The organism is Fusobacterium sp. FSA-380-WT-3A (assembly GCF_012843705.1).
GTDB lineage: Bacteria > Fusobacteriota > Fusobacteriia > Fusobacteriales > Fusobacteriaceae > Fusobacterium_B.
This window is the reverse complement of the sequence record NZ_JABAFQ010000021.1, coordinates 20,795-33,704: the sequence shown is the minus strand read 5'-3', so window position 1 is coordinate 33,704 and position 12,910 is coordinate 20,795. Positions and strand designations below refer to the sequence as shown.

Sequence of the window (12,910 nt, the reverse complement as noted above, 5' to 3'; positions counted from 1 at the left end):
GAGAGAGAAAATATATATTTAAATATTAAATGAAAAGCTGTGAGTAAAGAGTTATAGAATAGTCTATAGCTTTTTTTTATTATATTTGATTACTATAATTATATAAAAGAGAATAAAATAAGATATTTTTAAATATTCTTTAGTTTTTTTATAAAAAATATTAAGGAAAATTATTAGAATGATAAATATTTTAAAATAAATTATATTTATTTTTTCTAATTAAAAAATTTTTTAATTTAGAATTGAAAAGTTAAGTTTTTTTAGAAATGATAAAAAATTATTTAACTAATTAAAAAAGGAAATCAGATAAAATTATTAAATTAAAGAAAAATATATAAACTTATTAAAAGATAAAAATTAATTTTTAAGAATTTTGTATAGAATTTATCAAATAAAAATAAAATTGAAATTTATATAAAATTTTTTAATAAACTTCTTTGATGGAAATAAAACTTAAGGACAAAGTATAATGAAAATCGTACTTTGTTTATAAAATGATTAAAATATAAATTATAATTGCTATATAATTTTATAAAATTAAAAATAAAAATATCCAGAAATTTAAAAGATACAGAAACTTTATAGAAAAGAAACTTTTATTAATTTTATATGAAGATTAATAAATATTGTTGAAGATTAATTAATTTTAATTTTACATAATAATTAAATTAATAAACTATTAATAATATTTGATAAATATATAAATAAAAAGTGAATATAATTAGTGAAGTAATATTATTTAGAATATTGGTAATGATTTTGTTAATAAAAAATTTTTAGTATTTTTAAGATAATTTAAAGAAAAGTTAATAAAAAGTAATTATAAAATTTGTATTTGGATTATTTTATTAATTTTAAAATATATAAAAAATGATAAAAAGAATTATTTATAAATTTAATGTTCTTAAAATGAAAAATAAAAATAAAAAAAAATCAAAAAAATATATTGACAAATAATTAAAATAGAAGTATAATCCTATTAAATAAATAATTGATTAATTAAATTAACTAAATAAAAATAAATTTTGGAGGGATTAATATGAAATATTTTTTAGACAGTGCAAAATTAAATGAAATTGAGTATGCTTATGAAAATTATGGAATCGATGGAGTTACAACAAATCCAAGACACATTATGTTAAGTGGAAAACCATTTTTAACAGTAATAGCTGATTTAGCAGCTTGGGTAAAAGAAAAAGGAATAGAAGGTTATGAAAAATTTCCTATATCTGTTGAAATAAATCCTCATTTAACTAAATGGGAAGAGATGGTAGAAGAAGGAAAGAAAATTGCTGCATATTCTTCTAACTTTGTTATTAAGATTCCTTGTACAGAAAATGGTTTAATAGCAGCAAGAAAATTAGAAAGAGAAGGAGTAAGAACTAATGTAACATTAGTATTTTCACCTTCACAAGCTATACCTGTAGGAAAATTAGATGCTAAATTTGTTTCTCCATTTGTAGGATGGAAAGAAAACTCAGGAGATGATGCTCTAAATTATATCTCTGATATTTGTGAAATCTATAGAAAACACAATTTTAATACAGAAATAATTGTTGCAGCAGTAAGAAATGGAAAACAAATAGCAGAAGCAGCTAAAATGGGGGCACATATAGTAACTTGTGGATTAGATGTTTATAAAGCAAGCTTTGAACATCCATTTACAACATATGGATTAGGAGTATTTACAAAAGCTTGGGATGATACAACTAAATAATGGTTATTATAATATTCAAAAGGAGATAAAAAATGAAAATAGGTTTTATAGGAATAGGACTTATGGGAAAACCAATGAGTACTAATATATTAAAAAAATCAGGAAGACCTTTAATGGTATTTGATTTAAATAAAGAAAAAGTAGCTGAAATGGTTGGTTTAGGTGCCGAAGAAGCTTCTTCAATAAAAGAAGTAGGAGAAAAATGTGACGTTGTAGTCTCAATGGTTCCAAAAAGTGAACATGTAATATCAGTATATGAAGAATTACTTCCAGTAGCAAAAGAAGGACAAATTTTTATAGATATGAGTACTATTGATCCTGAAGTTTCAAGAGAATTATCTAAAAAAATAGCAGAAAAGAAAGCCTCAATGATAGATGCACCAGTGGTTAAATCAGTTCCTGCTGCTGAAACTGGAACATTAGGAATTTATGTTGGTGGATGTAAAGAAACATATGAAAAAGTAAAAGATATATTAGCTTGTATGGGAAATAATATCATCTATTTAGGAGAAAATGGGGCAGGATTAGTAATGAAACTATGCCATAATACATTAGTTTCTCAAATTCAAAATGGTGTTAACGAAATGATAACATTAGCTCAAAAATCAGGAATATCTGTAGAAGAATTTATGACAGCAGTATCTTATGGAGGAGCTCAAAACTTTTATTTAGATACAAAAGGAAAAGTAATAGCTGAAGGAAACTTTAAAACAGCTTTTTCCGTAGAAAATATGAATAAGGATGTTAATTTAACATCAGCTTTAGTTAAAAAATTAGGATTAATATTACCTGGTGTAGAAGTAGCTAAAAATGTATATGCACAAGCTATGGAATTAGGATATGGAAAAGAAGATTTCTCAGCAACTTATAAAGTTGTAAGCAAAAAATAAATTGAGGTGTGAAAATGAAAAATTTTAAAGTAATATTTGTACCTATTGGAGTTCCAACATTTCATTTAGAAAGTGCAAATGACCAATTTAATAAATCAGTAGAAATGATAAAATCAATAACAGATTGTGGAATATATCCAGAAGCTCCATTATTATCAATAGATGATTTAAAAGCTTTTATAAAAGGACAAAATCCTGATTTAGTTATTTTACAAAATACAACTTTTGCTAACTCTGCTTATGCAAGTGAAGTAGTGAGAGAATATGATTGTCCAATAGTTTTATGGACATTAAGAGAACCAGTAATTGATGGTGGAAGGTTAAGATTAAATTCACTAACAGGAGCTTATTCTGCTGGAAATTTATTTCATCATACTGGAAGAGAAAAATTTGAATATATTTTTGGAGCCCCAACAGAAGAGGTAACAAAATTAAAAATGACAGCATGTATAAAGGCTGCTGAGATAAAAAAAGATTTAAGAAATTTAAATATGGCAAGTATAGGACATACTCCTCAAGGATTTGGATTTGGTAGAGGATTAGATGCCGAATTATTAAAGAATTTTGGAATAAATTTAATTTCTATAGAAGCTAGAGAATTAATAAATAAAGCAAAAGCTTATAAAGAAGAAGAATATACAGATTTATTAGAAGAAGCTAACAAAAAAATGGTTGGATTATGTAATACTCCAAAAGAAAATGTAGATAAATTTGTAAGAGTTTATAAAGCATATAAAGATTTTGTGGAACAAAATAATATTAAAGCTATAGCTTCAAGATGTTGGCCAGACTATTTTGTTGAATATGGAACTCCAGTTTGTGGAGCTTTAGCAATGCTTAATGAAAACTTAGTAGCAGCTTCATGTGAAGCAGATTTAATGGGAGCATTATCAATGTATATTGGAATGAAACTTACAGGAAACCATGCATTTTTTGGAGACCCAGTATCATTAGATGAAAATAAAAATACAGTTACTTATTGGCATTGTGGAACAGCAGCATGTTCTTTAGCTAGAGAAGATAAAGGAGCTGAAGTAGGGGTACATCCTAATAGAAAAATAGGACCAACAATGGAATTTGGATGTAAAGCTGCTGAACATGTGACAATATTTAGAATAGGAAGAAAACCTAACGGAGAATATAGATTCTTTATAGCTAAAGGAGAGGCTTTAGATGAACCTAAACAATTTTTAGGAACATCAGTAGTTGTAAAAACAGAAAATAATTCTTTAGAAGTAATAGAAAATAGTGTAAAAGATGGTTGGGAACCTCATTTTGCAGTTGTTTATGGAGATGTAGCTAAAGAATTAGAAATATTAGCAAACTTATTAAATATGGAAGTTTGTAAATACTAAAAAATAAAAAAATAGAAGGAGATATCATTATGTTAAATAAGTTAAAAGAATTGAATGAATTTCCTATCTACTCTTGTAATGATAAAGAATTTAAAGAATTTGGACAAGTTATTACAGGATATAATTTTGAGGAATTAATAGAGTATGCTGAAAAGCATACTCCTATTCCTGAAGTAGGAAATATATATATAGCTTCAGATTCTGAAATGGAAAAATTATCAGTTTTTGAAGAAATTAAAACTAATTTATATGGAGATATGGATATACAATTTGGATATTGTAATGGAAATAACTCATTATTAAATGGATTAGAATATCATAAAGGAAGCGAAGTTAATGTTGCTATAACAGATTTAGTATTATTACTAGCTCATGTAAAAGATATAGAGAATGGAAAAATAGAAAGTTCAAAAGTAAAAGGATTCTTTATACCAAAAGGAACAGTTATAGAAGTGTATCAAACAACAATGCATTTCTCTCCATGTAAAGTAAGCGATGATGGATTTAAATGTATTGTTATATTACCTAGAGATACAAATACAGATATAGATTTAACTAAGAAAGTAATTATATTTGAAGAAGATAAATATTTATTTAAGAGAAATAAATGGCTATTAGTACATAATGATAAACAAGATTTTATAAGCAGAGGAGCTTATGAAGGTATTATAGGGGTGAACTTGAAAGTTAAGTACTAGAAAAGTTTTAAAGAATTATTTATGTAGGGGGTAAAAATGTTATTAACTGTTGTTTCATTTATATTTTTTACAGCATTAGTAGCTGTGTTATCATGGTGGAAAACAAAAGAAGAAAGATTAGATACAGCTGATGGTTATTTCTTAGCAGGAAGAGGATTATCTGGGGTAGTTATTGCAGGATCAATGCTTTTAACTAATATATCAGCAGAACAAATAGTTGGACTTAGTGGTCAAGCTTATATGAAAAATATAACAGGAATGGCTTGGGAATCAACTGCTGCAGTAGCAACAATTATGTTAGCAGTATTTTTCTTACCTTATTATTTAAAAAGAGGTTTTACAACAATGCCTCAATTTTTGGAAGAAAGATATGATGCTACAACAAGAAAATTAATTTCAATGCTTTTATTAGTAGGATATGTATTAATTTCAACACCAGCTGCATTATATGCTGGAGCAGTAGCATTTAATCAAGTTTTTAACTTAGAAGCGATGTTAGGAGTTACATATGTTCAATCTATTTGGATATTAGTATGGGCAATAGGAATTATAGGAAGTATTTATGCTGTATTTGGAGGTCTTAAAGCTGTTGCAGTATCAGATACTATTAATGGTATCGGATTAGTAGTTGGAGGATTAGCAGTTCCTTTCTTTGGATTAATATATTTAGGAAAAGGAAGTATAGGAAATGCTTTAAATCAAATTACAACAACTCATTTAGATAAAATAAATGCAATAGGAGGACCAACAGACCCAATACCATTTGGAACAATTTTTACAGGTATGATTTTTGCTAATATGTTCTATTGGTGTACTAACCAAGTATTAATTCAAAGAACTTTAGGAGCAGCTAATTTAAAAGAGGGACAAAAAGGAGTTTTACTTTCTGGATTTATGAAAATATTAATTCCAATAATAGTTTCTTTCCCTGGAGTTATAGCTTTCCATATATTTGGAGGAAATACAAATTTGGGAGATGCTGCTTATCCAAAATTAGTAGCAACAGTATTACCTAAATCTTTAGTAGGATTTTATAGTGCAGTAATATTTGGAGCTGTATTGAGTACATATAACTCTTTATTAAATAGTGCTGCTACATTATTCTGTTTTGATGTTTATAAACCAGTAATAAATCCAAATGCTTCAGATGAAAAATTAATAAAAGTAGCAAAACAAGTTGGAACTTTCTTAGCAATTTTTAGTATGACAGTTGCTCCATTTACAATGTATGCTAAAGGTGGATTATTTGAAGTAATGAGAAGATTTACAGGATTCTTTAATATTCCAACAATAGCAATAGTTTTAGTAGGATTATTCTCTAAAAAAGTTACATCTTTAGCAGCTAAGACAGTTGTAATATTCCATCTAATTGCTTATACAGTATTAATATTTATTTTAAAAGTAAAATTAAATTATGTACATGTAATGGGATTATTATTTGTAGTAGAAGTAATTTTAATGCATATTATATCAGCAGTAAAACCAGCTGAAAAAGATTATGAAGAACCAAAAACTAAACCATTTGTTGATATGAAACCTTGGGCTAAATTACCTCTTGTATCAACTTTATTAATGGGATTATTAGTATTTATTTATATCTTCTTGTCACCAATAGGAGTTGTATCACCTATAAAAGGAGAAAATTTAGTAGGACCTAATTTTAAGTTAGCTATGTTAGCATTAGTAGTAGGTATGGGAATTTTCTACAAAGTTATGGATATGAAAATTAAACATTCTCGTTTCTTAGCTGAAATAGAAGATTTTAGTGAGGAAAAATAGTAAATAACTAGAAAAACTAGGAGGAAAAATTGAAGTAAGAGTAGATGGGAAAAATTTGGAGTTATTAGTTAATGGAAGAAGAATAATATCTCATTCAACAAAAAATCCTTTTATCTTTGTAGGAAAGGGTGAAGCTACTTTTGATATGTATAGAGGAAATTATGACATAAAAGATTATGTAATAGAAAGAGTAGCATTAATAGAGTTTGAAATTTTAGAAGAAAATAAAATTAAATTTTTTAGAGGAGAAGAATTTTTAAATATATCTTTTGAAGAAAAAGAAGGAAGAATATATATTAATTTCTTAGAAGCATCTGATGAATTAAATAGATACTGGTTTAGAATTTGTGCTGATAAAGAAGAAAAGGTATATGGTTGTGGAGAACAAATGACATACTTTAACTTAAGAGGAAAAAATTTCCCTCTATGGACTTCTGAACCAGGAGTAGGAAGAAATAAAAAAACTTATACAACATGGCAAGCTGATGTAAAAGATAGAGCTGGTGGAGATTATTATACAACATATTATCCTCAACCTACATTTGTATCTACAAAAAAATATTATTTACATATGGAAACAACAGCATATGCTGACTTTGATTTTAGAAATGAAAAATTCCATGAATTACAAGTATGGCATAAACCAGAATTTATTATGATTGAAACGGGCGAAACTTATTTAGAAATCATAGAAAAATTAACTGGATATTTTGGTAGACAGCCTAAATTACCTGAGTGGGTGTATAATGGAGTATTACTTGGAATTCAAGGTGGAACAGATTTAGTAATAGAAAAAATGGAAAAGGCCATTGAAGCTGGTGTAGAAGTAGCTGGTCTTTGGTGTCAAGATTGGGAAGGAATAAATATGACTTCCTTTGGAAAAAGACTTTGGTGGGACTGGAAATGGTCACCAGAGACTTATCCAGGATTAGATAAAAAAATCTGGGAATTAAAAGAAAAAGGAATTAGATTCTTAGGATATGCTAATCCATTCTTTATAGTAGGAGACACTTATTATAAAGAAGCTGAAGCTAATGGATATCTAGCAAAAGACCAAAATGGAAATGATTATAAAGTAGATTTTGGTGAATTTGATTGTGGTATAGTAGATTTAACAGACCCAGAAGCTTTTGAATGGTATAAAGGAAAAATGAAAAAAGAACTTATTGAGTTCGGATTAGATGGATGGATGGCTGATTTTGGAGAATATTTACCAAGTGATGCTGTTCTAAAAAATGGAAATGGGGAATTAATGCATAATGCTTGGCCTGCTTTATGGGCTAAAGTGAATTATGAAGCAGTAAAAGAAACTGGAAATTTAGAAAAAATAGTTTATTTTATGAGAGCTGGATATACAGGAAATCAAAAATATTGTACTTTAATGTGGGCAGGAGACCAATGTGTTGATTGGTGTATAGAAGATGGATTAGCTTCAGTTGTAGTAGGAGCTTTATCAGTTGGAATGACAGGAAATGCTCTTACTCATAGTGATATAGGAGGATATACAACTCTTCATGGATTAAAAAGAAGTAAAGAGTTATTTATGAGATGGGCTGAAATGGGAGCTTTCACTCCATTTATGAGAACTCATGAAGGAAATAGACCTGGGGATAATCATCAATTTGATACAGATATGGAAACATTAAAACATCTTGCTAGAATGACAAAAATATATAAACATATAGTACCTTATACAAAAACCCTTGTAACTGAGGCTTCTGAAAAAGGAATTCCAGTACAAAGACCTATATTTATGCATTATGAAAATGATAAAGAAGCATATGATATTAGATATCAATATTTATATGGAAAAGATTTATTAGTAGCTCCTGTTTATAATAAGGGAGAAGAAGTAAAAGATGTTTATTTACCAGAAGATACTTGGGTACATATATGGACAGGAAAAGAATATAAAGGTGGACATCATCAAATAGAAGTACCAATTGGATATCCTGCAGTATTCTATAGAAAAACTTCTGAGTATAAAACATTATTTGAAGGATTAAAGTCAATCTAAAAATCTAAATATTTAACTAAGGGAAGATGCTTGATTATTCAAGTATCTTTCTTTAATTAGAGGAGGAAAAATGTTAAAAGAAGGATTATTTTTATTAGTATTATTTTTAACTAATATAGTCCAAGGAATTACAGGATTTGCTGGGACAGTATTAGCAATGCCTCCTAGTATTTTATTAGAAGGAATAGATGTAGCAAAACCAATATTAAATATTATGGGATTATTAGTGGCAGTTTGGATAGTAATAATTTCATATAAAAGTTTAAATGTTAAAGAGTTTTTAAAAATTATGATAATAATGTTTTTAGGACTTGTGTTAGGAAATTATATATATTCTGTTTTACCAGTTCCAATGCTTTTAAAATTTTATGCAATATTTATAATAGGGATAGCTTTAAAAGGACTTTTAGTAAAAACAGAAAAAGATTTACCAGAATTTTTTCTTGTAATGATTGTTTTTGTTGCTGGAATTATACATGGAATGTTTGTTTCTGGAGGACCTTTATTGATAATATATGCTGCTAAAAAATTTAAAGAAAAAACAGAATTTAGAGCAACAGTTTCTTGTGTTTGGCTTATATTAAATAGTTATTTAGGATATAGTCATTATGCAATAGGTCTATTTACTCCTGAAACAGTAACTAAATTGATGTGGGGAATTCCTCCTGTAATAATTGGGGCTATAATAGGAAATATTTTACATAAAAAAATGAGCCAGAAATTATTTTTATTAATAACTTATATATTACTAATAATTTCTGGAGTTACTTTATTGTTCTGATTTTTATATTGAGAAATTTACAAAAATATTATATACTTAATAAAAAGAATACGATTGTATTTTAAAAGATATAAAAATAGAAATAAGGTGAAAGAATGGGCAAAGGTAGAGGATTAAATATGGAGACTGTGAGGTCTTCAAATATAGGGGCAGTTTTATCATATTTAAATACATATGGGGCAAGTTCTAGGAAAAAAATAGCAGAAGATTTGAAATTAACAACAGCGACATTAACAATTTTAACTAGTGACTTGATAAAAGAAGGGTTATTAGTAGAATTAGGGGAAGTAACTGAAAATAAAGTTGGGAGAAAGAAAATTCTAATTGATATAAATGAAAAATCAAGATTTTGTTTAGGACTTGAAATTCAAAAAAGAAAAATAATCTTTATAATAACAGATTTGAAAGCAAATATTATTTTTGAAAAAGAATGGTCTAGAGAGAAAAGCTTTGATATTGAAGAATTTAATAAAATTTTAGATTTTATTGAAAACGAAATAAAAGAAATAAAAGAAAAAATTTTGGGAATGGGAATTTTAGTTCAAGGAGAAATAGAAAATAAAATTGCTATAAGTAGTCCAATCCCTAATATTTTAGAAATAGTAGAAAAAAGATTAGAAATAAAATGCCTTTTGGAAAATAATATGAAAGGTCTTGTTTTAAGTGAGATGCATTTTAAAGAAAACCATAGAAATTTTTGGGTTTTAAAATATGGACCAGGTGTAGGAACTTCTGTAGTATTAGATGGAAAGATTTTACAAGGGACAGAAAATAAACCGATAGAATTTGGACATGCTCCTTTATTTAGAAAAAATAGTAATAATTACTGTTCTATCTGTAAAAAAAGTGGTTGTGTTGAATCTGAGGTTCATTTTGACCATGTGGTTAAAAAATTTATTGATTTAGGATATGAAAAAAATGAAGAAGAAACAGATTTTGATTTTGTAAATAGAGTATCTAAAAAATCAGGAATGGAGATACTAAATAACGTTTTAGATATTTTATCAGATTATATTATTTTGGCAAGTTGGATAGTTCCTGTAGATGAATTAATTTTAAGTGGGAGATTTTTTTCAGAGGAAAGATTTTTTAAAGCATTTAAAAATAAATTGAAAAATAAACCAAGTAATATAAAACAAGAGAATATAAGTTGTATGAAAGATTATTCATATAAAAGAAAAATAGCAGGAGCTATATTGATATTAGAAGATTTTTTTAATAATTACTAAAAAACTCTACAAGTTAGAATATTCTAACTTGTAGAGTTTTTATTATTTTAGAAAGTATAACCAAAATAAATATTGAATAGAAAACCATTATTAATAGAATCATTTGTTAATGAAAATTCAAGAGGTCCTAATAATGTATCCCAACCTATACCAATACCATAACCATTATAAAAATTATCTGTAAACTCACTATCTTTTTGGTAAAAGAAATTTTTTGAATCTGAATTAAAAGAAATAGCATTATATCTACCAATAAGATAAATATTAGGTCCTAAACTATATTGTAAAGAAATACCACCGGAGATAACTTTATCAGTAACTATTCCATAATAAGGGATACCATAAAAATCAAACTCTTTATAATTTAAACTAAATTTTTTTGTTCCACCTATTTTAAATAAACCTTCATATCTGTAATTAAAGTCATCATTAAATAATTGTCCTCCAGAAGTAAAAGCACCAAAAGAAAGTTTTTTATTAATAGGAAAAGCTTTAAATAAATTAAATTTATATCCATGAAAATCAAAACCAGAATTAGAAATTCCCCTATCAACAAAACCAGCTAAGTAAGAAAAAGTTCCTCTAGTAGGAAATGAAATAGAATCTAAGTTATCATAGATAATATAAGAACCACCCCAAATGTAATTTTCAATATCTATATCTTCTAAATCATAAGGTAATCCAGAAGTAAAATAATTTTTAGAATATTTCCATCCTGTAGATATACCAAAAAGAAGATTATTAAAAAGTGGAGAAGAAATATCATATTGAAAACCTAAAGCTTTTGTAGTGTATTTTGAAATAAGTTTTCCTGAATTCCAACCATAAAGGAATACAGGAGAATATTGATATGATAAACTGTAATTTCTTGAAAAATCAATATTAAATATTTCAAAAGTATTTTTATTTCCTAAAGTTAATTTAGGAAAAGATGAAATTTCAGTTTTTACATAGTAGTTATTACCAAAACTATTACTATAAGGTAAATCAGTATTTAAATTTAAAGCCATACCATAATCACTAGAAATATAAAGGAAATTTCCATAAATTTTAAATAGAGGACTTTCCTCTAAAGAAAAAGTAATATCATCATTTTGAACCTTATAGAAAATTCTATCCACATATGATAGAGCATATATTTTATTTGTCCAAGTATTTAAATCATCTATTGTATAATTATTAGTTTGTGGTTTTAAATCCATAGCTTTTTTATGAGTAAAAGTTGAATTTCCAACTAGATTTATAGAATTAATAGGACCTTCAAACTTTGTTAAAACTTTAGCTTTTTCTTTTATAGCAAGAAATTTTTCTTTATTAGAAAGTTTTTTTAGATTTGAAGAGAAGTTTTCAGCAGCTATTTCTCCCTCTTTAATAATAGGAGGAATATTTTCAAAATCTAAAGTTCCAAATTTTTTAACATCGGGAACTATTAAAATATCCGCATAATTTTTTTGAATTTTTGTATTCTTCATACTGTTATATCCAGAAATTTTATCAATAACTTCCACAACATTAGAATTATTTGATATATTTTTAGGGTCAGCTGTAATATCAACAGCTATTATTATATCTGCACCAGCTTTCATAGCTTCTACAACAGGAAAATTATTAGCAACTCCTCCATCAACAAAGAAACTATCTTGATGTTTTATAGGAATGATGATAGAGGGAATGGCCATACTCATAAGAACAGCCTTTGCTAAATCTCCATCTTTTACAGTAATGGCTTCTCCTGTATTAATATCAGTAGTGACAGCTCTAAATTTTATTGGAAATTCATCAAAATTATTTATTCTTTCAACTCTTTCAAAAGTTTTTTTAAAGTTAAGATAAATATGCTCTCCATTTATAGCTCCTAAAGGGAAGTGTATATCATTGTTACTATCTATAGAAACACTAAGAGTACCTTTAGTTTCATTAATTTTTTGAGTTATATTTTTTAAAGAACGGTCTGGAGAGTTTGAAAATAATTTTTCAAATTCTTGAGTGAGTAAAAAATCTTCTATTTCTTTTGGAGAATAACCAATGGAGTACATGGCTCCCACAATACTTCCAGCACTGGTTCCAATTATCATATCAATAGGAACATTATATTTTTCTAAAACTTTTAAAACTCCAACATGTCCAGCACCTTTAGCACCTCCACCACTTAGTACTAAAGCAATTTTTGGAGAACCAGACTTTTTATTAATGTCAAATTTGTTTTTATTTACATAAGTTTTTAATTCTTCTAATTCTTTAATATAATCTTCTAAAACTTTTATATGATTATTTATAGAATTTATTTTGTCCTCTTTACTATTTATTTTTCCATAGTATTTTTCCTCTTGGGAAAAAGAAAAGACAAATGAAATTATAAAAAGAAAAATAAGTAAAATTTTTTTCATAATATTCCTCCACAAATTTTTTATTAAATTATATCACAAGAATAAAAAAATTATGAA

9 protein-coding genes are annotated in these 12,910 nt (G+C 26.5%); 8 read left to right on the top strand and 1 reads right to left on the bottom strand.

Annotated elements, in window-relative coordinates; translation table 11 throughout:
• The first annotated feature begins 1,039 nt into the window (after positions 1 to 1,039).
• From HF862_RS09410 to HF862_RS09375, 8 genes are all read left to right on the top strand, one after another.
• The gene (locus HF862_RS09410) at positions 1,040 to 1,717 is read left to right on the top strand and encodes a transaldolase family protein (protein ID WP_170187611.1); all 678 of its coding nucleotides are present in this window, start codon (positions 1,040 to 1,042) and stop codon (positions 1,715 to 1,717) included.
• A gap of 32 nt (positions 1,718 to 1,749) precedes the next feature.
• Positions 1,750 to 2,607: an NAD(P)-dependent oxidoreductase gene (locus tag HF862_RS09405; protein WP_170187610.1), complete on the top strand. Its 858-nt coding sequence runs from the start codon at positions 1,750 to 1,752 to the stop codon at positions 2,605 to 2,607.
• A gap of 14 nt (positions 2,608 to 2,621) precedes the next feature.
• Complete coding sequence (locus HF862_RS09400; RefSeq protein WP_170187609.1) at positions 2,622 to 3,962, top strand: fucose isomerase; 1,341 nt, start codon at positions 2,622 to 2,624, stop codon at positions 3,960 to 3,962.
• Positions 3,963 to 3,991: 29 nt separating this feature from the next.
• The gene (locus HF862_RS09395) at positions 3,992 to 4,660 is read left to right on the top strand and encodes a DUF4867 family protein (RefSeq protein WP_170187608.1); all 669 of its coding nucleotides are present in this window, start codon (positions 3,992 to 3,994) and stop codon (positions 4,658 to 4,660) included.
• Between the two features lie 36 nt (positions 4,661 to 4,696).
• On the top strand, positions 4,697 to 6,439 hold the full coding sequence (locus HF862_RS09390; RefSeq protein WP_170187607.1) for a solute:sodium symporter family transporter: 1,743 nt from the start codon (positions 4,697 to 4,699) through the stop codon (positions 6,437 to 6,439).
• Positions 6,440 to 6,467: 28 nt separating this feature from the next.
• Positions 6,468 to 8,456, top strand: a complete 1,989-nt coding sequence (locus HF862_RS09385) for an alpha-glucosidase (RefSeq protein ID WP_170187613.1) — start codon at positions 6,468 to 6,470, stop codon at positions 8,454 to 8,456.
• A gap of 70 nt (positions 8,457 to 8,526) precedes the next feature.
• On the top strand, positions 8,527 to 9,237 hold the full coding sequence (locus HF862_RS09380) for a sulfite exporter TauE/SafE family protein (RefSeq protein WP_170187606.1): 711 nt from the start codon (positions 8,527 to 8,529) through the stop codon (positions 9,235 to 9,237).
• A gap of 95 nt (positions 9,238 to 9,332) precedes the next feature.
• The gene (locus tag HF862_RS09375; RefSeq protein ID WP_170187605.1) at positions 9,333 to 10,466 is read left to right on the top strand and encodes an ROK family protein; all 1,134 of its coding nucleotides are present in this window, start codon (positions 9,333 to 9,335) and stop codon (positions 10,464 to 10,466) included.
• 47 nt (positions 10,467 to 10,513) lie between these two features.
• On the opposite strand, the gene HF862_RS09370 is transcribed toward HF862_RS09375, so the two are convergent.
• Positions 10,514 to 12,853, bottom strand: coding sequence for a patatin-like phospholipase family protein (locus HF862_RS09370; RefSeq protein ID WP_170187604.1), 2,340 nt, complete (start codon positions 12,851 to 12,853; stop codon positions 10,514 to 10,516).
• Between the last annotated feature and the right edge of the window lie 57 nt (positions 12,854 to 12,910).

Coding starts and splice junctions, on each gene's coding strand:
- HF862_RS09390 (WP_170187607.1), top strand. CDS start 4,697: ATGTTATTAACTGTTGTTTCATTTATATTTTTTACAGCATTAGTAGCT.
- HF862_RS09400 (WP_170187609.1), top strand. CDS start 2,622: ATGAAAAATTTTAAAGTAATATTTGTACCTATTGGAGTTCCAACATTT.
- HF862_RS09370 (WP_170187604.1), bottom strand. CDS start 12,853: ATGAAAAAAATTTTACTTATTTTTCTTTTTATAATTTCATTTGTCTTT.
- HF862_RS09375 (WP_170187605.1), top strand. CDS start 9,333: ATGGGCAAAGGTAGAGGATTAAATATGGAGACTGTGAGGTCTTCAAAT.
- HF862_RS09405 (WP_170187610.1), top strand. CDS start 1,750: ATGAAAATAGGTTTTATAGGAATAGGACTTATGGGAAAACCAATGAGT.
- HF862_RS09380 (WP_170187606.1), top strand. CDS start 8,527: ATGTTAAAAGAAGGATTATTTTTATTAGTATTATTTTTAACTAATATA.
- HF862_RS09395 (WP_170187608.1), top strand. CDS start 3,992: ATGTTAAATAAGTTAAAAGAATTGAATGAATTTCCTATCTACTCTTGT.
- HF862_RS09410 (WP_170187611.1), top strand. CDS start 1,040: ATGAAATATTTTTTAGACAGTGCAAAATTAAATGAAATTGAGTATGCT.